Source organism: Arthrobacter sp. 05N425, from assembly GCF_056397125.1.
Map to the genome: position 1 here is coordinate 116,179 of NZ_JBFTMU010000003.1, position 24,938 is coordinate 141,116.

The window sequence follows — 24,938 nt, forward strand, 5'->3', positions numbered from 1 at the left end:
AGCCAAGGAGGCGGGGCGCCTGCGCGGCGTCCCGCCTTTCTTGCTGATAGCAGGACAACCGATTCCGGAAGCCCACGAAGCCGACGGAAACACAAATTTAGGTACCAATGACAACACTTATTGAGGCGCCGCCCAGCGACGCCGACGGCCTATTGCCAACAAAGAAGAAGGCGTCCGGTGGGGGACTGGGCCAATACATCCTGATCAGGTTCCTGCTGATCTTCCCGACCATTTTCATCCTGGTCACACTCGTATTTTTCCTGATGCGCATCACGGGCGACCCGATCACGGCCGCCCTCGGCGGGCGGCTCCCGCCGGAACAACTGGCGGAGCGCATCCACGCGGCCGGCTACGACCGGCCCATCTTCGTGCAGTACTTCGAGTACCTCGGACAGCTCATCACCGGCAATTTCGGCTCCACGCTCTCGGACAACCGCCAGGTCTCCGAGATGCTGACCACCTACGGTTCGGCAACGCTGGAACTGTCCATCAACGCACTGCTCGTGGCACTGCTCGTGGGTATCCCGCTGGGCATGATCGCCGCGCATCGCCGCGACAAGGCGGCCGACGCCGTCCTGCGCATCTTCGCGATCCTCTGCTACGCCACGCCCGTCTTCTTTGCCGGCATGCTGCTCAAGCTGACCTTCTCGGTCTGGCTCGGCTGGCTCCCGGTCGCCGGCCGCGCCAAGACCTCCACCGAACTGGCCCTCACCGCGCTGCAGGCGCCCACCGGCATCTACTGGCTCGACGCGGTCCGCAGCGGCAACATGGCCGCACTCGGTGATGTCACCGCCCATGCCGTGCTGCCCGCCGTCGCCCTTGGGCTGCTGACCGCCGGCATCTTCCTGCGGCTGGTCCGCACCAACGTGATCGGCACCCTCGGCAAGGACTACGTGGAGGCCGGCCGCTCACGCGGCGTCAGCGAATTCCGGCTGGTCACCAAGCACGCCTACAAGCCGGCGCTGATCCCGATCATCACCGTGATGGGCCTGCAGATCGCGGTCATGCTCGGCGGCGCCGTGCTGACCGAGACCACCTTTGAATGGAAAGGCCTCGGCTTCCAGCTGGCGACCTACCTGACGGCCCGCGACTTCGTGGCCGTGCAGGGCATCGTGGTGCTGCTCGCCGTGATCGTGGCCGTGACCAACTTCATCGTGGACATCGTCGCCGCGCTGATCGACCCCCGCGTGAGGTACTGACATGAGCATCGAACCAACCATTGCCGCAGAAAGCCGCCGGGACCCCTGGTACCGGCGACTGCCGGTCGTCTCCCACTTCAACAAGAGCGTCGGCCTGCAGCGGGGCATGCTCGTCACCGGGCTGATCCTGACCTCGCTGTTCCTGCTGACCGCCATCTTCGCACCGTTGATCGCACCCTTCGGCTTCTCCCAGATCTCCGACGCCGACGGCAGCTTCCCCGCCCAGCAGGCACCCGGCGGCAAGCACCTGCTCGGCACCACCGTGGGCGGCTACGACGTGTTCTCCCGGGTCGTCTGGGGCGCGCAGACCGCCGTCATGGTCATCATCGTGGCCGTCATCATGTCGATCTTCATCGGCGTCATCCTCGGCCTGGTCAGCGGCTACATCGGCGGCTGGCTTGACCGGATCCTCGTGGTCGTCGCCGACGCGGTGTACGCGTTCCCGTCCCTGCTGGTCGCCATCGTCATGGCAATCGTGATCAGCGGCGGGCGTTCCAGCCTGTGGGGCGGCATCCTGGCCGCTGCGATCTCGATCACCGTGGTCTTCATCCCGCAGTACTTCCGCGTCATCCGCGCCGAAACCATCCGGCTCAAGGCCGAACCCTTCGTGGAATCGGCCAAGGTGGTGGGCGCGTCCAACATCAGGATCATGACCCGCCACATCTACAAGAACGCCACCCGCACCCTGCCGCTGATCTTCACGCTGAACGCCTCCGAAGCCATCCTCACCCTCGCGGGCCTGGGCTTCCTCGGCTTCGGCATCGAACCGACTTCGGCCGCCGAATGGGGCTTCGACCTCAACAAGGCGCTGGCGGACACCACCTCCGGGATCTGGTGGACCGGTGTCTTCCCGGGCCTGGCCATTGTCCTCACCGTGGTGGGGCTGACCCTGGTCGGCGAAAGCATCAACGACCTCAACGACCCGCGCCTGCGCGGCCGCAAGAAGGCTGCCTCCGGCAAAGCCGGCCCCGGCACCGGCGGACCCGGTTCCGCCGCCCAGGCAGCGCACTCAGCAGAAGTGAGCAGTTCATGAGCACCAATATCGGTTCCGTTTCAGACCAGCACGCCCGCGGCGCCGGGCCCGTGCTGGACATCGACCACCTCAGGGTCACCTTCGCCACGGACGCCGGGGACGTCTATGCCGTGAAGGATGTCAGCCTCGAGGTCAACCCCGGCGAAGTCGTCGCCATCGTCGGCGAGTCCGGCTCCGGCAAGACCGTCACCGCCAAGACCATCTTGGGGCTGCTGCCGGAGACGGCGATCAGCTCCGGCGCAGTGCTGATCAACGGCAACAACGTGATCAGCGTCAGCGCCTCGAAGCTGCGGGAAATCCGCGGCCGCGACGTGGCCATGGTGTTCCAGGAGCCCTCCACGGCGCTCAATCCGGTCTTCACCGTTGGCTGGCAGATCGCCGAGGGCATCCGCGCCCATGCCGGGCACGGGGGAGCGGGCCGGGTCAGCGCCAAGGAGGCCAAGGCTCGCGCCATCGACGCCCTGCGCAAGGTGGGCATCCCGGATCCGGAAACCCGGGTCAACTATTACCCGCACCAGTTCTCCGGCGGCCAGAAACAGCGCGTCGTCATCGCCGCCGCGCTGGCGCTCAACCCGGGCCTCATCGTCGCTGACGAGCCGACCACCGCACTGGACGTCACCGTGCAGGCGGAAATCCTGGAACTGCTGCGCGACCTGCGCGACCAGTACGGCACCTCGATCGTGCTGATCACGCACAACATGGGCGTCGTGGCCGACCTCGCCGACCGCGTCGTCGTGATGTACCAGGGCGACGTCGTCGAGGAGGCCAGCGCTCGGGTGCTCTTTGCGGAACCGAAGCAGGACTACACGAAGAAGCTGCTGGCCGCCGTCCCGCACCTGGGCCGGAACTCCGCCTCGGCGGGCATGACCGAACGCGCCCACCAGGGCGGCAAGGTACTGGTCGAGGCGAAGAACCTCACCATCGAGTACCCCGGCCGGCTGGGCAGCCCGGCGTTCAAGGCCGTGGACGGCGTGAACTTCACCCTGTCCGAGGGCGAGGTCTTCGGCCTCGTCGGCGAGTCCGGCTCCGGCAAGACGACGATCGGCCGCGCCATAGCGGGCCTGAACAGGACCACGGGCGGCAGCCTCAAGGTGCTGGACTACGAGATGCTCAACCTCAAGGAGCGCACCTTCAAACCGCTGCGCAAGCAGATCGGCTTCGTGTTCCAGGACCCGGCGGCGTCGTTCAACCCGCAGCTCACCATCGGTGACTGCATCGCGGAGCCGCTCATCATCCACACCAAGCCGACGCCGGCGCAGGCACGCCAGCGGACCCGGGAGCTGCTCGAATCGGTGCAGCTGCCGGCGGCTTACGCGGACCGGTACCCGCACGAGCTCTCCGGCGGCCAGCGCCAGCGCGCCTCGCTGGCGCGGGCACTGATCCTGAACCCGAAGCTGCTGATCGCCGATGAGCCGACGTCGGCGCTGGATGTTTCGGTGCAGGCGAAGGTGCTGGAGCTGTTCAAGGACATCCAAGCCGAATTCGGTTTCGCCTGCCTCTTCATCAGCCACGACCTCGCCGTGGTGGACATCCTCTCGCACTGGGTCGGTGTCCTGTACAAGGGCAAGATGGTGGAGCAGGGCCTTGGAAACCAGGTCATGGGGCACCCGCAGCACGACTACACCAAGAAGCTCATCGCGTCGCTGCCGGTCCCGGATCCGGACGAGCAGGCCCGGCGTCGTGAGGAGTTCCGCGCGGTTCTCGGAGCCTAGCAAGCGGCCGCGCCTGCCCCGCCTGGGGCGAGGGCTGGCCGCACCAAGGGGCATGCCCGCCGTTCACTGCGAACGGCGGGCATGCCCGCTTAACACCCGGCGGGATTTCCGTGCCAGCCCCTAGACTGGACGAATGACCGAGCAGAACCAGCACCTCCCTGACGCCGATTCCTACGACCCCACGGCCAGCTCGCTGGCCGGGCACGTGGATCCCGCGGTGATGGCGGAACTGCTCTCCATCCGCTCCAGCATCGACAACATCGATGCCACCCTGGTCTTCCTCCTGGCCGAGCGCTTCAAGGCGACGCAGAAGGTCGGCTTCCTCAAGGCCGCGCACAAGCTTCCCGCGGGGGATCCCGGCCGGGAAACGGCACAGATCGCGCGCCTGCGCCGCCTCGCCGCCGAAGCCCACCTGGACCCGGCGTTCGCGGAAAAATTCCTGAACTTCATCATCGGCGAGGTGATCCGGCACCATGAGGCCATCGCCGAGGACCATGAGGCGGCCGCGCACCGGGCCACGGCTGCTGCGGACCCCGGCGTTTCCGCCGAGGCGTAGCCGTGCCCGTACCCGTTTCCCCCGGCCAGGTCACGGCCACCGCACTCGGCCCGTGGCCGGGGGAGGACCCGGTCGAAGCTGCCCGCATCATCCGCGGCGAGCTCGGCAGTCCACACGTTCCCTTCCTCGCCGAACTCCCGGACCGAGGCGTGGGTTCCGACGCGCTCGGCCGGACGGCGTCGCTGCTGGAGGGCCTCGCCGTCGACGTCCAGCCTTACGGCTGGCGGCTCGTTGACCGCCCCGGCAAGGACCTCATGCGGGCCCGTTCGGCGCTGTCCACCGACATCAACGTCCTCGCCGACGTCGTCGGGGCCGAGGACACGCCGGCCGCGGAGCTCAAGATCCAACTGCGCGGCCCGCTCAGCCTCGCCGCCGGACTGCACCTGCACAACGGGGAGCGGGCCCTCCTCGACCACGGCGCCCGGCGGGACCTCGCGGCCTCGCTGGCAGCCGGTGTGGGCCCCTACCTGCGCAAGGTCGCCGCCGCCGCGCCCGGAGCCGGCCTGGTGGTGCAGCTCGACGAACCGGACATCGCCGCCGTGATGGCCGGCACCATCCCCACCTCCAGCGGCTACCGCACCCTGCGCGCAGTCGCCGGTTCTGAAATCACCGAGTCCTGGCGCCTCGTCATCGATGCCCTGAGGGCCGCCGGCGCGGCCGAAATCGTGGTCTCCGTGCCTGAAGTCGAGGCGCCCTTCGACCGGATCCTCGCCGCCGGTGCCGACGGGATCGCGGTGCCGCTGCGTGCACTGACCTCCCGCCAGTGGGAACAAATCGCGGCAGCCGTGGAGTCCGGGAAACGCTTCTGGGCCGGGGCGCTGCCGGTCGACCAGCCGGCCGCGGCGCTGCCGCGCGTGCCCCAGGCCGTCGAAACGCTCTGGCTCCCGTGGCGCCAGCTCGGCCTCCCGGCCACGGCGCTGGGCACCGTGCGGGTGACGCCCTCCGCAGGCCTCGCCGGACACACGCCGTCGTCCGCGACGGCGGTGCTGACCCGCCTGACGCAGCTCGCTGACGGCCTCAACCAGCTGGCGCTCGGCTAAGACCTAGACGCGGCTTTCCCAACGCTCGGGCCGGGCCCTCTCCGGCAGGTAGCCCGGCGCCAGGGCATCCGCCGGGTAAGGCTCAAGCCGGTAGTCGAAGTGCCCGGCGTAGACCAGCACCAGGCCGATCTGGGGCTGGATCACCTTGACCTGGATCCGATGCCGGCCCTCGTCCGGCTCCCACCATTGCTCGGCATAGGCCTTGGCATCCAGGGCGTCCGGCAGCGGGATCCGCAGCGGCCCCAGGAACAGCCGGGAGGCCTCGGAGACGCCCCGCAGCCGGCCTTCCGGGGTGACGCTCAGGTTGAGGTCGGTGACCAGCCTGCGGTAGCGGCCGACGTAATCAACCAGCCGCGGGGTGCCCCCGGAGGAGTCCGTGCTGGTGGTGTCTTGGAAGATCCGGGTGGTCTGCGGGAAGAAAATTTCCCGGCGCGCGGTCAGGCTGGAGCGCCCGAACGGGTCCAGATGGGCGTGGTTCTCGATCCGGAACCTGATGCCCTCGCCGTATTCCGGGAAGAACGCCTGTTCGCCGGTCGCGAGCCGCAGCAGCGGCCGCAGCCAGCGCTGCCGGCAGCCGACGACGTCGAAGACGCCCTCGCCCACCCCGTAGTGCCCGGAGCCCGGGGCGAGCGAGAAGTACTGCTGCAGTTCCGGCTGCAGCCGGGAGAATTCGCGTCCCAGGCCGAGCTGGTAGATGGGTTCGTAGCTGGTCACGGCATACTCCTTGGGGTCACAGCCGTCCGGCGGCCTTCAATCGAATGTACGCGTCCGCCAGCGCCGGCGGCAGCAGGGATGGCTCGGCATCGACAACTTCAGCGCCGGCCTGGCGCAGCTGGGCGCTGACCGCCTCGCGTTCCAGCAGGGCCCGCTCGGCCGCCGCGGCCCGGAACACCCCGCTGGCGCTCGAACGCTCCTGCTGCATTTCGCCGAGCATGGGATCGCGGACCGAGGCCACCACCACCACGTGCTGCTGCGCGAGCAGGGCGGCCATCGGCAGCAGCCCCTCTTCGGGTGCGCCGCCGTCGAGCGCGGTGAGCAGCACCACCAGGGACCGGTGGGCGGAGACCGAGCGGATCTGGGCCGGGATCTGTGACCAGTCGAGTTCGATGAGTTCGGCGTCGAGCGGGACCATCGCCTGGACCAGCTGTCCCAGCAGGTTCCCCTTGGCCGCCGACCCGGCCCGCGCCCGGAGCCTGCGGTCGAAGGCGAGGAAGTCCACCCTGTCGCCGCCCCGTTCGGCAAGGACAGCCAGTAGCAGCGCCGCCTCGATGCCTGTGTCCAGCCGCGGCTCGTCCGCGATCCGGGCTGCGGCCGTGCGCGAAGTGTCCAGCAGGATGACGACGCGGCGGTCGCGCTCCGGCCGCCAGGTGCGGACCACGACGGCGGAGCGGCGGGCCGTGGCACGCCAGTCGATGGAGCGCACGTCGTCGCCGCGGACGTAGTCGCGCAGGGAGTCGAATTCGGTGCCGGCGCCCCGGATCTGGACCGCCGCCTTGCCGTCGAGCTCCCGCAGCTGGCGCAGCTTGGACGGAAGGTGCCGCCGCGCGTGGAACGGCGGGAGCACCCGGAGGGAACCGGGGCAGGGCAGGGTGCGTTGCCGTGCGGCAAGGCCCAGCGGGCCGAAGGCGCGGACCGTGACATGCGCGGCGCCCAGTTCGCCGCGCCGCGTGGGCTGCAGCGTGACGGTCATCCGGCGGCGCTCACCCGCCGGTACGAGCAGGCGCTGGTTCGGGTTCTGCGCGCCGGCCGAGGGCTGCCAGGCGTCCCGGACCAGGCCGTGCAGGGCGCGGCGGCCGGCGTTGGCCACCGTCAGGACGGACTCCGCCGACCCCGTGAGCGGGACGCTGCCGGGATCGGTGCGCTGCACCGAGACGTGCCGCAGCGGTACCGCGAGGCCCAGGTCGAGCAGCGCGGCGGCGGCCAGCAGCAGGAGGACAACCACTGCGGACTCCCAGCCGGGCAGGAGCACGGCGGGGACCAGGCCAAGCAGTGCCAGCAGCACGAAGCGTCCGGAAATCGCCATGGCTCAGCGCGGCACGGGCACGGAAGCGAGGATGCTGCCCAGCACGCCGTCGACGTGCACGCCGTCCATCTCCGCCTCGGGGCGCAGGGCCACCCGGTGCCGCAGGCAGGGCAGGGCGAGGGCCTTGACGTCGTCCGGGGTGACGAAGCGGCGGCCGGAGAGCCAGGCCCAGGCACGGGAGCCGTTCAGCAGGGCCGCGGCGCCGCGCGGCGAGACGCCCAGCTGGAACGACGGCGCGGAACGGGTGGCGCGGACGAGGTCGACGATGTAGGCCAGGACTTCGGGACCGATCTCGACGGCGGCCACGGCCTGCCGCGCCTGCTCCAGCTCGGCGGGACCCGCGACGGGGCGGACGCCGGCCGCGGCCAGGTTGCGCGGATCGAAGCCGGCCGCGTGCCGCCGGATCACCTCGATTTCATCCTCCCGGCCGGGCAGCGGCATGGTCAGTTTGAGCAGGAAGCGGTCCAGCTGCGCCTCCGGCAGCGGGTAGGTGCCCTCGTACTCCACCGGGTTTTGCGTGGCCGCCACGATGAAGGGCGCGGGAAGCTGGCGCGAGACGCCGTCAACCGACACCTGCCGCTCCTCCATGGCTTCCAGAAGCGAGGCCTGCGTCTTGGGCGGCGTCCGGTTGATCTCATCCGCGAGCAGGATGTTGGTGAAAACGGGGCCCTCGCGGAAGCTGAACTCCGAGGTGCGCGAATCGTAGATGAGCGAGCCGGTGACATCGCCGGGCATCAGGTCCGGGGTGAACTGGATCCGCTTGGTATCGAGGCTGAGGGCCGCGGAGAGGCTGCGCACCAGCAGGGTCTTGGCCACGCCAGGCACCCCTTCAATCAACACATGTCCCCGGGACAGTAGCGCAATCAGCATCCCGGTGACGGTGGCGTCCTGCCCGACGACGGCCTTGGCGACCTCCTGGCGCACATCCAGCAGGGCCTGGCGGACTGGGTCCGGGTCCCGGGCGTCCCGGTAGCCGCGGGTTCCCGCTGCCTGCTGCGGCGCCTGCTGCGCGGCGGGCCGTGGCGCGGGCCAGGGGGCGGCAGTGCTGGATCCGGCAGCGGCTGTTGCAGCCGGGCCGGTGGAGACGGTTGGCTGATCATTCATCGGGCGTGTACCTCTTTCTCTAGTCTTTCCAGCTGCTGGGCCCAGCGCACGAGCTCGGCTTCGGCCCGGGGCTCGGCGTCGAGGACAACGGCGACGCTTTCCGGAGTCCGGTCCAGGTGCCGGGCAGCCGCGTCGATGATGGCCGCGGCCCCGGCGTCCGGTCCCAGCCGGAGGGTCCTGGCCAGCCGCACCAGCGTGCCGGCCCGGAGGACGTCGGCGGCACGGTCCACGGCGCGGGCGTCATGGTAGAGGCGGGCCCGACCTTCAGCCGTCTCCACCGCTTTCACCACCACGGGGAGCGGTTCGAAGACCAGCGGGCCAAGCCTGCGGCCGCGCCAGAAGATTGCCAGCACCGCCACGAACGCCAGCCAGGGCCCCAGGACGTGGGTCCACGGCGCGGCCAGCTCATCGAGGGTCACCGGTTTCTTCGCCTCGGGCACATCGGCGATCCCGGGCAGGTACCAGACCAGCCGCTGCTCCGCCCCAAGGGTCCGCAGCACCAGAGCGGCGTTGCCTTGCTCGGCGAGGGCCCGGTTGCTGAGGATTTCGGTGCTGCCCAGGACCACGGTCCGGCCGTCCTCGCTGCCGGCGTAGAGGCCGCCCCCGCCGTCGCGCGGCGCGTAACAGACCACTTCTCCGTCGTAGAGGTAGCCATTCGCGGCCGAGACCGTGCCGGCGTCGGCGGGGTCGGAAATAACGCAAGCCGGGGCTAGTACCTCGGTGCCGTCCCGCACCACTCCGGCCTGCACGATCCCGCCGCCGACGCCTTGCAGCGTGTTGAGCCGGGGCGTGATCACCACCAGACGGTCCGCCGCGCCGCCCAGGTACTGCAGCTGGTCGCGGCCGAGGTAGCCGTTGCGGTCGTAGAGCAGGACGGTGGTGCGCTCGCCGGCGCGTTTGGCGCTTTCAAGCGTCTGGATGGTCGACTCGAAAGAGTCCCGCTGCTCCACGACGACGCCATGGCGACCAAGGATTTCCGCGGCGGCGCGTGCTCCTTCAGGGGCGGGATTTCGGATGGACAGCTGGGTCCGATCTCCATGGGGTTGCAGCTGAAGCACCGCCGTGAGGACGAGGGCAGCGACAAAGACGACGCCGAGTATGGCCCAGGTGCGGTGCCGGCGGATCCAGCGCAGCGGCGCCGCTGTGCTCTTCACAGCGGCCTGACGAGCGCGTCCGAGCCGGTGCCCCGATAATCCGGGGTGGTGCCGGCCAGCGCCGCATCGAGCCGGACGAGCGCCGCGTGGTCCGGGGATCCGGCGTCCGCCCCGCCGTACCGGACGGCGTCAAAAGTGAGCGCCGCCTCCTCCAGTTCGCGGGCGTACGCTCCAAAGGCGCGGCCCAACCGGGCGGCGACCTCGCTGGCGGTCCGGCCGGGTTGCGGATCCAGTACGGTGCGCTCCTCCGCCGCGCGCACGAGGGCGCGAAACTGCTCGACGACGGCGGCGGACCAGTCCCCGCGCGCCGCGGCGGCGGAGGCCCGCTCGCGGTGCGCGTCAGGGCTTAGTGCCGCATCGGCGTCGAACACGTCCTGGGCGGCGGCCCGCCGGGCGTTGAGCCGCGGACGCACCACCACGACGGCGACAGCGATGACCACGGCGGCGATGACCAGCAGGAGCGGCACGGCATAGCCGCCGTCGGCGCCGGGGGTGCCGTCGCCGGACAGGGAGCGCAGCCAGCGACCGAACTCGGCAAGTGCCTTGTCCAGCCAACTGGGCTCGGCTTCGCGGTACGGTGCCTTCGCGAGCTCCTCCGCCGCCCAGCGGCGCGCTTCGTCCCGGTCGGGCAGCACCGGAGGTTCCGGCTGCAGCCGGGCCGACAGCACCGCCACCGCGCGCTCGGCGGCGAAGACGGGGGCCGCCGTCACCGCCGGACCGGGGGAGGACCGTAGGGAGGTTGCTGCCAGGTGGAGGTGTCCCCGCGGATGGCTGCGGTCCGTCCCGGGACCCCCTCCGGGTCACTGCCCGTCTCCAACTGCCGCAGCAGGGACAGATCGAGTCCGTCCTTGCGCATCCGCAGATCCAGATAGACCAGGGCAACGGTTGAGGTCTGGAAGGCGTAGCCCACGGCGGCCACCAGCGCGGTGACCGCGGTGCCGACGACGGCGACCAGGATCCGGACCACCTGGGGCCCACCCTCGCCGCCCTGGGAGAAGACGGTAAACCCGACGGCGTTGCCCAGGAGGCTGACCGGAATAAGGACAATCTGGGTGATAACCCCGACGAGCAGCCCCACCACCAGGGTGACGCCCAGGATGCGCCACCAGTTCCTGCCCGTGAGCTGCCAGGAACGGCGCAGCCCGGCGAAGGTGCCGATCTCCTCCACCACAATCGCCGCCGGCGCGACGAGGAACCGGATGCCGAGCCAGAGCAGCACAATCATCAGGCCGATGAACAGGAGCACCAAGGCAAGCACGGCGGCGCGCTCCATGGCCGCAACCAGGGCCATCGTTGCCACCACCGCGAGGACGACGACGGCGGCCGCGCCCAGGATCAGCAGGCCTGCGAGTCCCAGCAGGGCACCGGTCCGGGAACGGGCGAGCGTCCACATCTGGCGGAAGCCTGTCCGCCTGTTCAGCAGTGCCCGCGCCACGGGGACCGCCATGGCACCCTGCATGACCACCGAAATCAGCACGGTCAGGAGCGACAACAGCGCGCCGACGCCGGCCGCTGTGCCAAAGGCGAACGCCGTGGCTTGCGACGAACCCAGGTTGCCCGGCCACGGTGCGCCTGATCCCCCGAAGAGGGCGCCTGTCTGGGCCAGCGCGGAAGTGACAGACGTCAGGGCCTGGGCGATTACGCCCGCCCCCAGCATGGCCGCGGGATTCCGCCTGACGGTCCGGAATGCGCCGTCGAGGATTTCGCCGAACATCAAGGGACGCAGCGGCACAATGCCGGGCTTGGGCGGCGCGACGTAACGCGGCTGTCCGTAAGGGGAGGGGACGTAGGGGCCGGAAAAGCGGGGGCCGAGCTGGGGAGCGCCCCACTGCGGCTGCTGGCCCCACTGCGGGGTGGTGCCCCATGCGGGTTGTTGGGCCGGCGGCTGCTGCCCCCACTGCGGGGTGGTGCCCCATGCGGGTTGTTGGGCCGGCGGCTGGACGCCCCATTGCGGCTGGCCGCCCCACTGCTGCGGTTCGCTAGGTTCCTGCTCAGACAAGCTTTTCCTCCCCAAGAAAATTGCCCACCGGATGCACGCGGCCGGGGACCGGTTGCCGTGCCTCCCGCGTGCCCCGGCGTGAGTCCGGGCCAGGCTTGCCCCCAGCCTATAGTTTCGACGGCCGGCCGCAAGCATTCAGGCCAAGTCGCGGCACCAAGTTAGCGGCGGGACCACCCCGGGTGCCGCAGCATGTGCAATCGCCCGCGCCATGCCGGGGACTGCCCGAATACGACAAAGCCATTTCAATAGGGGAATATATAACCTATGAAGGCACGGATTTTGGTAGTGGACGATGACGAGGCGCTGGCCGAGATGATCGGTATTGTGATGCGCAACGACGGCTTCGACACCGTCTTCTGCGCGGACGGTGGACAGGCCCTGGAGGTTTTCCGCTCATCCAAGCCGGACCTGGTGCTGCTGGACCTGATGCTTCCCGGCATTGACGGCATCGAAGTGTGCCGCCAGATCCGCGGCGAGTCTGATGTCCCGATCGTCATGCTGACGGCCAAGTCCGACACCTCGGACGTGGTCCGCGGACTCGAGTCCGGCGCCGACGACTACGTTCCCAAACCTTTCAAGCCCGCCGAACTCGTGGCCCGGGTGCGCGCCCGGCTCCGTCCCGGCGACCAGAAGGCCCCGGAGACGCTGCGCATCGCGGACGTCACGATTGACGTCGCCGGCCACGTGGTCAGCCGCAACAGCGAGCGGATCTCGTTGACCCCGCTGGAATTCGACCTGCTGGTCGCCCTGGCGCGCAAGCCCTGGCAGGTCTTCACCCGGGAGCTGCTGCTCGAGCAGGTCTGGGGCTACCGCCACGCGGCGGACACCCGCCTGGTCAACGTCCACGTCCAGCGGCTGCGCTCGAAGATCGAACGCGATCCGGAAGCCCCTGAAGTTGTATTGACGGTCCGTGGTGTCGGCTACAAAGCAGGCTCCTGAGCCGGCGGACGGCCCGCCGGGGACCGCCCCGGAGACCGCTGCCCGGCTCGAGCTCCCGGAGACTGCCGCCCCGTCGGACGGCCAGCCTGATGCTGCCGCGACCGAGGCCGCTGCCCCCGAGGGCCAGACGGCGCCGTCGTCGTCCCGCGGACAGACCCCGCTTTTCAGGGCCCGGATCTGGAGCCGCCGGGCCCGGATTGTCACCGCCCGCGTTGCCCGGTTGGTCCGCACCGGTGCGTCCCGCATCCTGCCGGCAACCAGGTATCTGTTGCGTGCCGTGCACCGGCGCTGGCGGCGGTCCCTGCAGTTCCGCACCGTGCTGACCACCCTCATGCTCGCGATCGGTTCCTTCGCCGTCGTCGGCGCGTATCTCTCCAACCAGATCGCCAACAACCTTTTCCAGGAGCGGCTGGCTCAGGCGGAGTCGGAGACCCGCTACAACGTCAAGCAGGTCCAGGACACGTTCGACGGCGCGCAGGTCACCGACCAGTCCAGCGTCATCACCCTCGTCTACGACACCCTGAACGCCGTCGAAGGCCGCGGCTCGGTGATCCAGCGGCGCTACGTCTTCGAGGCCATGCCCGAACAGACCAAGCCGCGCAACCGGTGGGTCGAGTCGCGCGCGTCCGACCAGCTCACGATCAGTGTGATCCCGCCCGAGCTGCGCAAGGCGGTGCAGGACTCCGGCAAAGACCAGTTCTGGGCCTCCACAGAATTCCCGGTGGGAACCGAGGATCGCCCCGGGATCGCGGTTGGCAACAAGGTGACGTTCAACGGCACGGTCTACGAGCTCTACCTGATCTACGACCTCAACACGGCGCAAAAGACCCTGGACGAAATCCAGAACGTCCTGCTGGCCGGTGCCGCCGCCCTGGCCCTCATGATCGGCGCCGTGGCCTGGTACGTCACCCGCAACGTGGTCAGCCCGGTCAGCCACGCTGCCGTTGTCTCCGAAAAGTTGGCCGCCGGCCAGTTGCAGGAGCGCATGGTGGTCAAGGGCGAAGACGAAGTCGCCCGGCTGGGCGCTTCCTTCAACCACATGGCCGCCAGCCTGCAGGAGCAGATCACCCAGCTGGCCACCCTGTCCCAAATGCAGCAGCGGTTTGTCTCGGACGTCTCGCACGAGCTCCGCACCCCGCTGACCACGGTCCGGATGGCGGCGGAGGTGCTCTACGACGCCCGTGAGGACTTCGACCCGATCAACAAGCGGTCCGCGGAACTGCTCTACAACCAGGTGGAACGCTTCCAGTCGCTGCTGGCCGACCTGCTGGAAATCTCCCGGTTCGACGCCGGCGTGGCCATGCTCGACGCCGAACCGTCCGACATCGTCCAGCTCGTCTCGCACGTGATCGAGGGGGTGGCCCCGGTGGCGGCCGAATACGGCTCGGAGGTGACGCTGAATGCCCCCGCAGGCAGCATCATCGTCGAGATGGATGACCGGCGGATCGACCGGATCCTGCGGAACCTGGTTCTGAATGCGCTGGAGCACGGCGAGGGCCGGCCCGTGAACATCTCCGTGGCGGCAAACGACACCGCGGTGGCCGTCGCCGTCCGGGACCATGGAATAGGCATGACCGCCGCGGAGGCCGCGCGCGTGTTCGACCGTTTCTGGCGCGCCGACCCGGCCCGCGCCCGCACCACGGGCGGCAGTGGCCTGGGTCTGTCCATCGCGACCGAGGACACCAAGCTGCACAACGGCTGGCTGCAGGCCTGGGGCGACAAGGGGAGGGGCTCCAACTTCCGACTGACCCTGCCGCTGCGCCAGGGCGAAACGATCACCCGATCACCGCTCCAGCTGGAACCCGCCGACGTCGGGCCCGCCGGCGTCGTGCGTGAACGGACGATGCTGCTGCTGGAGACGGCCGTCAGGGAGCCCCGTCCGGCCCCGTCCGGCCCCGACACAACGAAGGAGCAGCCATGAGAGGTGCCGGGAAACTCACCAGGCTCGCCGGGGCCCTGCTGGCGCTGGTGCTGCTTCTTCTGACCTCGTGCGCGCAGATTCCGCGCTCCGGCCCGGTAGGAAAGAGCACGGACGAGAGCGCGGGAAAGCCCAACAACGCACCGGTCTTCTTCCCCGTGGCTCCGCGGGCGGGAGCGGGCCCGGAGGCAATGATCGAGGACTTCTACCTCGCGGGCAGCGGCTACGAGGACGACTATGCCGTGGCCCGGCAGTACCTCACCCAGGCCTCCTCGGTGAAGTGGAAGCCGGACCAGCGGGTGCTGGTCTTCCGTTCCGCCCGCGTGGTGCGCACCGCCGTCGAAAATGTCTTCAACTACGAACTGGACCTGGCGTATTCGGTCGACGCCGACGGGATCGCCACGCCGTTGCCGGAAGGTTCCAAGGAAAGCATTCCCGCAACGCTGACCAAGGTCGACGGCGAGTGGAGGATCTCGGAAATCCCTGATGGCACCGCCATCCCCGAGCAGACGTTCAAGGTCATCTACGGCGCCTACCCCATCTACTTCTACGACCCCACCTTCACCTACGCGGTGCCGGACATGCGCTGGTTCATCAAGAAGAAGACCGTCAAGGCCATGACCAGCGCCCTGCTCGGCGGCCCGGCCCCTTACCTCAAGGGCGCCGTCGTAAGCGCGTTCCCTTCGGGCATGAAGCTGGCGCGCGAGTCGGTGCCGGTGGTCTCCGGCGCCGCGCAGGTGGACCTCACGGCCAAGGAGCTCGTGGACGCTTCCAACGAGGACCGGCTGCGCATGCAGACCCAGCTGGCGCTGACCTTCCGCAGCCAGCCCGACGTGATCAACGTGGAGCTGCGGGCGAACCAGGACCTTGTCCGGGTCGAAGACGACGGCTCCGTGCTGCCGCCGGTGCGGGACAAGGACGTTCCCGCCCACCAGATCGCCGTCAGCAACAACGACCTGGTCCGCTATGAGAACAACAAGCTGGGTCCGCTGCCGGACATCCAGTCCGTCCGGGCGCTGGCGCCGCGTGTGCCCGCCGAATCGCCGGTGTCCCAGGCAGCGGCGTTCCTCAACGCCGGCCGCACCACGCTGTATCTAATCCTGCCGGGCCAGCCGGCGCGCGCCCTCACCACGCGGGCAGGCCTGTCGCGGCCGTCCTTCGACCGCTACGACTGGGTCTGGACCGCCGGGCCCGGCAGCAACGGGGCCACCGAGGTTCTCGCCTACCATCCTGCCGGGACCGCGCCGGGAGCGAACGTGCCTGCCGTGACCATGACCCCGCCCTGGCTCGCCGGACGGAGGATCAAGGAGTTCAGGGTCTCGCGCGAAGGAACCCGTGCACTCGTCATCTCGGAGTTGAACGGCAAAACCAGCGTCCAGATCACCGGAGTCATCCGTAACGGCGACGGCACCCCGAGGGACCTCACCGCGCCGATCACACTCCTGTCAGCCCGTGCCCCCGACCGGGGCGTCTGGGTCAACGACACGACCGTCGCCGTGATGAAGAGCTCGGCGAACGACAACGTCACGCCCGAGCTGCTGTCCCTTACCTCCGGGGCGCCGCAGCTGCTGGCACCTTGGCCGGGGCTAACCGCGCTCAGCGCCGGCAACGGACCGACGGAGATCTACGGCCAATCCACGGAGGGCATCTTCCAGCGGCTCGGTAACGGCTGGTCGCCGCAGGTCAAGGGCGCCATCGACCCCTCCTACCCGGGCTGACCGGGAGGGGCCGGGCTGACCGGGAGGGGCCGGGCGGCGCCCGGACAGATGTCCACATAGCAGCCGGGAGGGCTTCCGCGGCGGACCGGCGGCGCCCAGCCTTGAAGGGTGAACAAACGCCGGCGCCGCGCCAGAGACCGCACCCGCTACAGCACCCGAAACAGCACCAGAATCCGCGCTGTCGACCCGGACCTTGCCCCGGTACCCCCGGCAGCGAAACACCGTGGTGGCTACCGACGCTGGACGGAGCGCATCGCGGACCGTGCCGCCACAGCTGCCGCGGAGTTACTGGCGCTGGCAGCGCCGGTGGAATGCGTCTGCTGCGGCGCGGAGGACCGGACGTTGTGCGCCGGCTGCGCGCATCGTGTCCGCCAGCTGACGCGGCGGCCGTTCCGGGCGGAAGGGCGGGCCCCTGCCCTCGTGGACATGGACGGCTCGGTCCTGCTGCCGGTCGTGGCAGCCGGGGTCTACCGGGGCGAGCTGGCCCAGTCCCTGCTGTCCTTCAAGAGGCACGGCCAGCGTCAGCTGGCCGAGGAACTGGCCAAGGCCCTCGTCAAAGCCATCGGCGCCGCGGCCGGCCGGGCGGAAGGAATCCTGCTGGTGCCTGTGCCTACCAGCGGTGCCGCGTTTCGACGCCGGGGCTTCAGCCCGGTCCACCTCCTGCTCGCGCGGGCCCGGCGTATCCCCGCCCTGGCCGGAGCCGACGTCGCCGACGTGCTGCGCCAGGCGCGGCCCACCCTAAACGGTCCCCGGGGCCGACCCGGGCTGGCGGCCGGCTCGCCCGGCGGGCAGAAGGGATTGGGCCGCGCGGCCCGGACCCGGCGGGTACGCGGTTCGATGCGGATCAAGGGCGGACTCCGCCGGCCGGAGCTGAACGGTCGGCCCTGCATCGTCGTGGACGACGTGCTGACCACCGGCGCCACGCTGGCGGAAGCGGCCCGCGCGCTGCACGCCGCGGGAGGGCTGGTCCGCGGCGCAGTGGTGCTCGCGGCGACACGCCCGCCCGCCCGGTACAACTTTGCCGCGGCAATCCCCGGGCTGGCGGGGAACCCCGGCGGTGAGGAAAAAAATAAACCAAAAAAAGATGAATAACAGGGGTCCATGAACTAACGTCGAACATGGGTACCAAGAACAGATGTACCTGTCGATAGCGGCTCGGAAAGGGGCTCGACTGTCAGTCAGATCAGCCCCGGGAAGTGCCGCCGTCGTGTCACCGAAGTCATTTGGAGGGCACCATGGAGTTCATGATCAGCGGTCGTAATCTGACGGTCTCGGACCGGTTCCGCGAATACGCCGACGAAAAGATCTCGAAGATCGCATCACTGGGGGACAAGGTCCAGAGGGTGGACGCCAAGGTTACCAAGGAGACCAAGGCCCGGCAGACCGCAGAACTGCTCACTGTCGAGCTGACCGTCCTGGGCCGAGGGCCCGTGATCCGTGCCGAAGCCAGCGCCGCAGACAAATTTGCCGCGTTCGACCTGGCCTACAACAAGCTTCTTGAACGGTTGCGCCGTGCCAAGGACCGCAAGAAGGTCCACCACGGCCGGCACACTCCGAAGTCCGTCACCGAGGCGACGGCAACCCTGGAACCTGCCAGCACCAGCGAGCCCATCTACGAGGAAGCGAGCCATCCGCCGCAGCCCCGGTCCGCCGAGAAGTCGCCGTACGAGGTGGAAAACGATATTCCTGCCGGCGACTCGCCCGTGCTGATCCGCCGCAAGGTCTTCCCCGCGGCGTCCCTGTCGCTCGACGACGCCGTCGACAACATGGAACTCGTAGGCCACGACTTCTACCTGTTTGTGGACAAGGAGACGAAAGCCCCGTCGGTCGTCTACCGCCGTGAAGGCTGGACCTACGGCGTGATCAGCCTGGACCAGACCTGCGAACCGGGCGAGGCTCCGCTGGAAGAAAAGATCATCGCTTATCGTTCAGAGGATGAGCCCGCCAGCGCCTGAGCTGGTGACCATCCGACGAAGGGACTGATGTGCACGCATCGCTGAGCCTCAAGCAGGCACGGCGGATCGCATTGGCAGCCCAGGGATTGGACAAGGTCCGGCCCGCCGCACCCGTGAGCGCACGGGCGGTGGGCCGTACCTTTGCCCGTCTCCACCTGGTCCAGATTGATTCCGTCAACGTGCTCTCGCGGAGCCACTACCTGCCGTTCTTCTCCCGGCTCGGGAACTACGACCGCACCATCCTGCACCGCATGGCGGGGACACACCCGCGACGGATGATGGAGTACTGGGCCCACGAGGCCAGTTTCATCCGGCCCGAGCATTTCCAGGATCTCGTGCTGTGGCAGAACCGAAAATGGATCGGCGCGCATGCCATGGATCCGGAGCTGCGCAGCGAGGTGGCAGGGCGGGTACTGGAGGCGCTGGCCGCGGGCCGGCCGCTGACCGCCGCCGAACTCACGGCCAGGCTGGGCCACGTCGAGGACCGGCCCAAGGACAACTGGGGGTGGAACTGGAACGCGGTCAAACGGGTCCTCGAGCACCTCTTTGAGGAGGGCCTGGTCTCGGCCGCGTCCCGGACCGAGTCCTTCGAACGCCGCTATACGCTGACCTCGAGGGTCCTGGCCGGCAGCGTCCCGGCCGCGCCGGCACCACCCGCCGCGGGCCGGGAGCCGGATGCCGCGGCCGCCATGATCCGGCTGATCGACGCCGCAGCCCAGGCGCACGGGATCGGCACCGTGCGGTGCTTCGCGGACTATTTCAGGACCCCGTTGCGCGCCGCCGGCGTTGCGGTGGAACACCTCGTGGACGCCGGGCGGCTGGAGCCCGTGACGGTGGCCGGGTGGAACAGGCCGCTGTACCGGCACGCCGACGCCGGGTTGCCCCGCGCCGCCAACGGCCGCGCGTTGCTGAGCCCCTTCGATTCGTTGGTCTTTGAACGCCGCAGGCTGGAGGAACTGTTCGGCTTCCATTACCGGATCGAGATCTACACCCCCGAGGCCAAACGCCGCTACGGCTACTACGTGCTGCCCTTCCTGCTGCGCGACGGAATCGTGGCCCGCGTGGACCTGAAGGCGGACCGGGCGACCGGCAGCCTGCTCGCCCGGGCCAGCCACGCCGAGCCCGGCGCGCCGGCCGACACCGCCGTCGAACTCGCCGAGGAACTGCAGCTCATGGCAGAGTGGTTGGAGCTGGACCGGGTCGTTGTCGCCCCCGTGGGGGACCTGGCGCCGGCGCTCGGGCAGGCCGTGGCAGGCCTGCATCCGCTCTGAGGGAACAGGCGCGTCCCGCCCTGCGTCTCTCCCGTAGACTAAACACGCCGGAATTCGGCAGCTTGAGACTGGGAGCAATTTCACGTGGCATCACTAATCGAAAAACTTCTCCGCACGGGTGACAAAAAGACCCTGCGGCAACTGCGGAACTATGCCGATTCCATTAACGCCCTGGAAAGCTCCTTCAAGACCTTCACCGACGCCGAACTGCGCGAAGAGACCGACCGTCTCCGCGCCCGCCACGGCGACGGGGAGAAGCTCGACGACCTGCTGCCGGAGGCCTTCGCCGCCGTCCGCGAGGCATCCTCGCGGACCCTGGGGATGCGCCACTTCGACGTCCAGCTGATGGGCGGCGCCGCCCTGCACCTGGGCAACATCGCCGAAATGAAGACCGGTGAAGGCAAGACCCTGGTGGCCACCGCTCCGGCCTACCTCAATGCCCTCACCGGCAAGGGTGTCCACGTCATCACCGTCAACGACTACCTCGCCGAGTACCAGTCGGACCTGATGGGCCGCGTGTACCGCTTCCTCGGCCTGAGCAGCGGCTGCATCCTCTCCAACCAGGACCCCGCCGTCCGCCGCGAGCAGTACGCCTCGGACATCACCTACGGCACCAACAACGAATTCGGCTTCGACTACCTGCGCGACAACATGGCGTGGGACAAGTCCGAACTGGTCCAGCGCGGCCACAACTTCGCCATCGTCGACGAAGTGGACTCCATCCTCATCGATGAGGCCCGCACCCCGCTCATCATTTCCGGACCGGCCCAGGGCGACACCAATCGCTGGTACAGCGAGTTCGCCAAGGTGGTACTGCGCCTCCAGCCCGAGACCGACTACGAGGTCGATGAGAAGAAGCGCACCGTCGGCGTCCTCGAGGCCGGTATCGAGAAGGTCGAGGATTACCTCGGCATCCACAACCTCTACGAGTCCGCGAACACCCCGCTGATCGGTTTCCTGAACAACGCCATCAAGGCGAAGGAACTGTTCAAGCGGGACAAGGACTACGTCATCCTCGACGGCGAAGTGCTGATCGTGGACGAGCACACCGGCCGCATCCTCGCCGGCCGGCGCTACAACGAGGGCATGCACCAGGCGATCGAAGCCAAAGAAGGCGTCGAGATCAAGGCCGAAAACCAGACCCTCGCAACGGTCACGCTGCAGAACTACTTCCGCATGTACGACAAGCTCGCGGGCATGACGGGTACAGCCGAAACCGAAGCCGCCGAGTTCATGAGCACCTACAAGCTCGGCGTTGTCGCGATCCCCACCAACCGGGACATGCAGCGCATCGACCAGCCGGACCTCGTCTACAAGAACGAGACCGTGAAGTTCGACGCCGTGGTCAAGGACATCGCCGAGCGGCACGAAAAGGGCCAGCCGGTCCTGGTCGGCACGACCAGCGTCGAAAAGAGCGAATACCTCTCCCGGCTGCTGGCCAAGGAAGGCATCCGCCATGAGGTCCTGAACGCCAAGAACCACGCCCGGGAAGCGTCCATCGTGGCGCAGGCCGGCCGCAAGGGCGCCGTGACGGTCGCGACCAACATGGCCGGACGTGGTACCGACATCATGCTCGGCGGCAACGCCGAGTTCACCGCCGTCGCCGAACTCGCCCAGCGCGGGCTCGATCCGGAAGAGAACTCCGAGGAATACGAGGCCGCCTGGCCCGCCGCGTTCGAGGCCGCCAAGCAGTCGGTCAAGGACGAGCACGAGGAAGTCCTCAACCTCGGCGGACTCTACGTGCTCGGCACCGAGCGGCACGAGTCCCGCCGGATCGACAACCAGCTGCGCGGCCGGTCCGGGCGCCAGGGCGACCCCGGCGAGTCCCGGTTCTACCTGTCGCTGACCGATGACCTGATGCGGCTGTTCAACTCCGGCGCGGCCGAACGACTGATGAACAGCTCGGTGCCGGACGACGTTGCCCTCGAATCGAAGCTCGTCTCGCGTGCCATCGCCTCGGCCCAGGGCCAGGTGGAAGGCCGCAACGCCGAACAGCGCAAGAACGTCCTGAAGTACGACGACGTCCTGAACCGCCAGCGCGAGGCAATCTACGGCGACCGCCGTCGCATCCTGGAAGGCGATGACCTGCACGAAAAGGTCCAGTACTTCCTCGAGGACACGATCACCGCGTTCATCGATGAAGCAACCGCCGAAGGTACCGGCGACGACTGGGACTTCAACCTGCTCTGGTCCAACCTGAAGACCCTGTACCCGGTCAGCTTCTCGCCGCGGGACGTGATTGACGAGGCCGGCGGCAAGTCGCGGATTACGGTGGAGTTCCTGAAGGAAGAGATCCTCTCCGATGCGCGTCTGGTTTACCAGGCCCGCGAAGAGCTGATCGGTTCGGAAAGCATGCGTGAGCTGGAGCGCCGCGTGGTGCTCTCCGTGATCGGCCGCAAGTGGCAGGAACACCTGTACGAGATGGATTACCTCAAGGAAGGCATCGGCCTGCGGGCGATGGCCCAGCGCGATCCGCTGGTCGAGTACCAGCGCGAGGGCTTCATCATGTTCCAGGCAATGATGGAGGCCATCCGCGAGGAGAGCGTCGGCTTCCTGTTCAACCTGGAGGTCGAGGTGACCCCGGCGGAGGACGTCGTGGTGGCCGACGCCGCGGGCCAGCACACGGAGCACCACGAGCCGCAGATCCACGCTGCCGGCCTGGAAGCGCCGGAGAAGCCGGCCCAGTTGCAGTACACGGCGCCGGGCGAGGACGGCGCGGCCCAGACCCGGGTCGAGGCGAAGTCCTCCGGCCGTTCCGGCAACCCGGCGAAGGCCGCGGCCCAGGAGTCGCCGCGGCGCGCCAGCAAGAAGAAGCGCCGCTAGGCCTCAGCCGCAAGGACTAGAGCGCACAAGCAGGGCCGGAACGACAGTTCCGGCCCTGCTTCATTTAAGTTGACCTCCTTTCCCTGGGTCCTGGCGCGGATCCTCAGCCGATCTCCAGAACGGTGACCCGCCAGACCAGCCTGCTGCGCTCCAACCGCAGGGCGACGGCGCGGACGCGCAGTTCGTCGGACACGACGGCGCTGGCCTCATAGACGTCCTCGGACACCCGGCAGGCTCGGACCGAGCGGACGGACGGATTCCGGTGCAGCCGGCCCGCCGTCGGCGAGGTGCCCGAAGCCACGCGGCGGGTCAGCGCGGCCCGGTGCTGCAGCGCCGCCAGGCAGCGCTCGTCGAGCCGGCGGGCCAGCTGCTGTGCGGGGCGGGTACCGGCAAGGACCTCGATGGCGGCCTGCACGGTCGAGCGGCAAATCGCACACACCTCCCGGTCCTGGTCCACCAGCCGCAGGACCGGTGCCGTACCGGCTGGCACAGGCGGGCGGGGAGCATGCAGCGGGACGGGGCGGGGACCCGGCGGCGCCACCGGGAGGGGGACAGCGGTGCCTGCGCGGTTACCGGTCATGGGACTCATGGGACTTCCTTTGCTGTCGTGGAGGGATTGCGGATTGGCTTGGTTTAGCGTGCGGGCGGCATCCGAAGGACCTGACCGGGAAGCAGCAGCCCGGGGTCGCTGCCGATGACATCGCGGTTGGCCTGGTAGAGCCGCGGCCACGCCAGGGCGATGTCGACGTCGGACGCCAGCGGTCCGAGGTCCGCCGCGCAGATGCTCCACAACGAGTCTCCGGCCCGGACGGTGACCGCCGCCGTGCCCGCCGGCTCCGGGGCGCGCCGCGGGGAGGGCGCCAAGGACCGGGGATCCACCGGCGGCGGCGCCGGCATCCAGTGAGGATCCAGGCCGAGGCTCCGGGGCATAGCGGAGGGGACAGGAGGCTCAGGCTCCGGCGCAGGAGAACGGGCCGGAGGGGGAGCGGCGGATCCGGACGCGAAAGCGGCCAGCTCGGCCCCGCTGGGGATCCATGCGGCGGAAACGGCGGGAGGGGCGGTCGTCTCCGGGCCGGCCGGGGCAGGGTTTGCGTGGGCCAGCGGGGCGGTGGCGAGTTGGAGCCCGAGGGCGGCCAGCGCCAGCCGGCGCATGAAGGCGGGACTGAACTTCCCCGCCGCTTCGGCGGAACGGCGGCTGCCCTCGCGTTCGAGGAGCGCCGCCACGAAGGCGATCAGGAAGGACAACGCCCACCAGACGACGACGATCAGCCCGGCGGTGTTGGCGGCAACCCCGATCTGGTCCTCGAAGGAGGGGGATTGACGCCTCGCCGCCGATGAATGCAGGCGCTGGGCGAGCCGGGCTCCCGAGCCGGCGAGGAAGGCCCCAAGCAGGAGGATGACGAGGGCCATGGCCGCGTCCRCGCCCAGCCCGCGCCGGCGGCCCGCGCCGGAAAAATTTCTTGGGTCCACAACCGCCTCCTCTGCGGGCCGAGCCGCTGTCCTGCCCGCTTGGCCGGTTCGCTGAATGCGTCCGGGAGGGCTTCTGTAGCTGTTTGATGTGATTTGATGCTCTTGGAGTGAGTTTGATGCCTAAAGAAGCTGTTTGTCTATAGGGTGCGCAAAGAATGTGGATTGACCGCCGTTGGGGGTGCGCCTACGCTGGCGCCATGCGTTGGGACGCCCTGTTTGCAGACTTGGAGGCGCAACTGGCTGCCGGCGAACGCCTGGACCTGGACGCCGAAATTGGTGAGCGGGCGCGGGTGGATGCGGCCGCCGTCGAGCTGGCGGACCGGTTGCGGGGCTCGCTGGGCCTGCGGATCGGCGTCCACCTTGGCTCCGGAACTTTGTACGAGGGCACGCTCAGCCACGTGGGCAGCCAGTGGCTGGTGCTCGACGAGGAGCGGCACCAGGTCCTGATTCCCTACGCGTCGGCGGTGCGCTACGCCGGCCTCTCCCGGCTGGCGGTGGTCGCAGGCAACGGTGCCCGGCACCGGCTCGGGCTGGCCAGTGCCCTGCGGGGACTGGCACGGGACCGCGCCAACCTCGCCGTGGTCGTGTCTCGAGGGGCGGCAGGCGAGTCCGTCCTGCACGGCGTCATCGACAGGGTCGGCCGCGACTTCCTTGACCTCGCGCTCACCCCTGTCGGGGAGGAGCGTCGGCCTGCGAATGTCAGCGGCGTGGCCACGGTTCCCTTTGGCGCCCTCGCAGGGATCAGGTCGGTCCGGGGCGCCGACAGCTAGGGGCGGCTCAGTGGCCCTTGGCCTTGGCCTCCTCGATCATGCGGCTTGCCTCCGCGTAGCGCTCCTGGATGTACTGCTCGAGCATGGTTTCTTCGACCCGCCACTGGCCCCGTCCGCCCACCTGGATGGCCTTGAGCTGGCCGCTGCGAACCAGCGCGTAGGCGGCGGGGGAGTTGATCTGGAGCTGCTCGGCAACATCTGCGAGCGTCAGGAATCGGGGCATGGCACCATTTTGCCACCGGTGCTGGCGTTTG

Annotated in this window: 22 protein-coding genes; 13 read left to right on the top strand and 9 right to left on the bottom strand. The window is 69.1% G+C overall.

The window, feature by feature from the left end:
* Nucleotides 1–107 precede the first annotated feature (107 nt).
* The 5 genes from AC1DGE_RS06135 (at nucleotide 108) to AC1DGE_RS06155 (ending at nucleotide 5,540) form a co-directional block, all read left to right on the top strand.
* Nucleotides 108–1,199, top strand: coding sequence for an ABC transporter permease (locus AC1DGE_RS06135; RefSeq protein WP_476892236.1), 1,092 nt, complete (start codon nucleotides 108–110; stop codon nucleotides 1,197–1,199).
* A gap of 1 nt (nucleotide 1,200) precedes the next feature.
* Nucleotides 1,201–2,232, top strand: coding sequence for an ABC transporter permease (locus AC1DGE_RS06140; RefSeq protein WP_441417247.1), 1,032 nt, complete (start codon nucleotides 1,201–1,203; stop codon nucleotides 2,230–2,232).
* The gene (locus tag AC1DGE_RS06145) at nucleotides 2,229–3,944 is read left to right on the top strand and encodes an ABC transporter ATP-binding protein (protein WP_441417248.1); all 1,716 of its coding nucleotides are present in this window, start codon (nucleotides 2,229–2,231) and stop codon (nucleotides 3,942–3,944) included. Before AC1DGE_RS06140 ends, AC1DGE_RS06145 begins: the two co-directional genes overlap by 4 nt.
* Nucleotides 3,945–4,077: 133 nt before the next feature.
* Nucleotides 4,078–4,500: a chorismate mutase gene (locus tag AC1DGE_RS06150; protein WP_476892237.1), complete on the top strand. Its 423-nt coding sequence runs from the start codon at nucleotides 4,078–4,080 to the stop codon at nucleotides 4,498–4,500.
* Between the two features lie 2 nt (nucleotides 4,501–4,502).
* A complete protein-coding gene (locus tag AC1DGE_RS06155; protein WP_441417250.1) occupies nucleotides 4,503–5,540 on the top strand; it encodes a uroporphyrinogen decarboxylase/cobalamine-independent methonine synthase family protein in 1,038 nt (345 codons plus the stop codon).
* A gap of 3 nt (nucleotides 5,541–5,543) precedes the next feature.
* Here the strand turns inward: AC1DGE_RS06155 and AC1DGE_RS06160 are convergent, their stop codons facing one another.
* Genes AC1DGE_RS06160 through AC1DGE_RS06185 form a run of 6 tightly spaced genes read right to left on the bottom strand, consistent with a single transcriptional unit; the run spans nucleotide 5,544 to nucleotide 11,820 of the window.
* Entirely contained in the window at nucleotides 5,544–6,254 is a 711-nt protein-coding gene (locus AC1DGE_RS06160) for a DUF4166 domain-containing protein (RefSeq protein WP_441417251.1), read from the bottom strand.
* A gap of 16 nt (nucleotides 6,255–6,270) precedes the next feature.
* Nucleotides 6,271–7,563, bottom strand: coding sequence for a DUF58 domain-containing protein (locus AC1DGE_RS06165; RefSeq protein ID WP_476917086.1), 1,293 nt, complete (start codon nucleotides 7,561–7,563; stop codon nucleotides 6,271–6,273).
* 3 nt (nucleotides 7,564–7,566) lie between these two features.
* Nucleotides 7,567–8,667, bottom strand: coding sequence for an AAA family ATPase (locus tag AC1DGE_RS06170; RefSeq protein ID WP_476908549.1), 1,101 nt, complete (start codon nucleotides 8,665–8,667; stop codon nucleotides 7,567–7,569).
* Nucleotides 8,664–9,821, bottom strand: coding sequence for a DUF4350 domain-containing protein (locus tag AC1DGE_RS06175; protein ID WP_476917087.1), 1,158 nt, complete (start codon nucleotides 9,819–9,821; stop codon nucleotides 8,664–8,666). Before AC1DGE_RS06175 ends, AC1DGE_RS06170 begins: the two co-directional genes overlap by 4 nt.
* Complete coding sequence (locus tag AC1DGE_RS06180) at nucleotides 9,818–10,531, bottom strand: DUF4129 domain-containing protein (RefSeq protein WP_476917088.1); 714 nt, start codon at nucleotides 10,529–10,531, stop codon at nucleotides 9,818–9,820. The genes AC1DGE_RS06175 and AC1DGE_RS06180 overlap by 4 nt, the downstream gene beginning before the upstream one ends.
* A complete protein-coding gene (locus tag AC1DGE_RS06185; RefSeq protein ID WP_476917089.1) occupies nucleotides 10,528–11,820 on the bottom strand; it encodes a DUF7847 domain-containing protein in 1,293 nt (430 codons plus the stop codon). Before AC1DGE_RS06185 ends, AC1DGE_RS06180 begins: the two co-directional genes overlap by 4 nt.
* 264 nt (nucleotides 11,821–12,084) lie before the next feature.
* Here AC1DGE_RS06185 and mtrA point away from each other — a divergent pair, with 264 nt between their 5' ends.
* The 7 genes from mtrA to secA all read left to right on the top strand — a co-directional run bounded on the left by mtrA (nucleotide 12,085) and on the right by secA (nucleotide 22,444).
* On the top strand, nucleotides 12,085–12,759 hold the full coding sequence (gene mtrA / locus AC1DGE_RS06190; protein ID WP_476917090.1) for an MtrAB system response regulator MtrA: 675 nt from the start codon (nucleotides 12,085–12,087) through the stop codon (nucleotides 12,757–12,759).
* Nucleotides 12,760–12,934: 175 nt separating this feature from the next.
* Nucleotides 12,935–14,680, top strand: coding sequence for an MtrAB system histidine kinase MtrB (mtrB, locus tag AC1DGE_RS06195; protein ID WP_476892302.1), 1,746 nt, complete (start codon nucleotides 12,935–12,937; stop codon nucleotides 14,678–14,680).
* A complete protein-coding gene (locus AC1DGE_RS06200) occupies nucleotides 14,677–16,395 on the top strand; it encodes an LpqB family beta-propeller domain-containing protein (protein WP_476917091.1) in 1,719 nt (572 codons plus the stop codon). Before mtrB ends, AC1DGE_RS06200 begins: the two co-directional genes overlap by 4 nt.
* Before the next feature lie 108 nt (nucleotides 16,396–16,503).
* Complete coding sequence (locus AC1DGE_RS06205) at nucleotides 16,504–17,487, top strand: ComF family protein (protein WP_476917092.1); 984 nt, start codon at nucleotides 16,504–16,506, stop codon at nucleotides 17,485–17,487.
* 143 nt (nucleotides 17,488–17,630) lie between these two features.
* A complete protein-coding gene (gene hpf / locus AC1DGE_RS06210; protein WP_441417258.1) occupies nucleotides 17,631–18,350 on the top strand; it encodes a ribosome hibernation-promoting factor, HPF/YfiA family in 720 nt (239 codons plus the stop codon).
* A 29-nt stretch (nucleotides 18,351–18,379) separates the two neighbouring features.
* Nucleotides 18,380–19,621, top strand: coding sequence for a winged helix-turn-helix domain-containing protein (locus AC1DGE_RS06215; RefSeq protein WP_476917093.1), 1,242 nt, complete (start codon nucleotides 18,380–18,382; stop codon nucleotides 19,619–19,621).
* Nucleotides 19,622–19,705: 84 nt separating this feature from the next.
* Nucleotides 19,706–22,444: a preprotein translocase subunit SecA gene (secA, locus tag AC1DGE_RS06220; protein WP_441417260.1), complete on the top strand. Its 2,739-nt coding sequence runs from the start codon at nucleotides 19,706–19,708 to the stop codon at nucleotides 22,442–22,444.
* Nucleotides 22,445–22,547: 103 nt separating this feature from the next.
* On the opposite strand, the gene AC1DGE_RS06225 is transcribed toward secA, so the two are convergent.
* The gene (locus AC1DGE_RS06225) at nucleotides 22,548–23,033 is read right to left on the bottom strand and encodes an Rv3235 family protein (protein ID WP_441417261.1); all 486 of its coding nucleotides are present in this window, start codon (nucleotides 23,031–23,033) and stop codon (nucleotides 22,548–22,550) included.
* 44 nt (nucleotides 23,034–23,077) lie between these two features.
* Complete coding sequence (locus tag AC1DGE_RS06230; RefSeq protein ID WP_476917094.1) at nucleotides 23,078–23,914, bottom strand: LysM peptidoglycan-binding domain-containing protein; 837 nt, start codon at nucleotides 23,912–23,914, stop codon at nucleotides 23,078–23,080.
* Nucleotides 23,915–24,111: 197 nt separating this feature from the next.
* Between AC1DGE_RS06230 and AC1DGE_RS06235 the strand changes: the two genes are divergently transcribed.
* Entirely contained in the window at nucleotides 24,112–24,684 is a 573-nt protein-coding gene (locus AC1DGE_RS06235) for a hypothetical protein (RefSeq protein ID WP_441417263.1), read from the top strand.
* A 7-nt stretch (nucleotides 24,685–24,691) separates the two neighbouring features.
* On the opposite strand, the gene AC1DGE_RS06240 is transcribed toward AC1DGE_RS06235, so the two are convergent.
* The gene (locus AC1DGE_RS06240) at nucleotides 24,692–24,907 is read right to left on the bottom strand and encodes a helix-turn-helix domain-containing protein (protein WP_175321842.1); all 216 of its coding nucleotides are present in this window, start codon (nucleotides 24,905–24,907) and stop codon (nucleotides 24,692–24,694) included.
* Nucleotides 24,908–24,938: the final 31 nt, after the last annotated feature.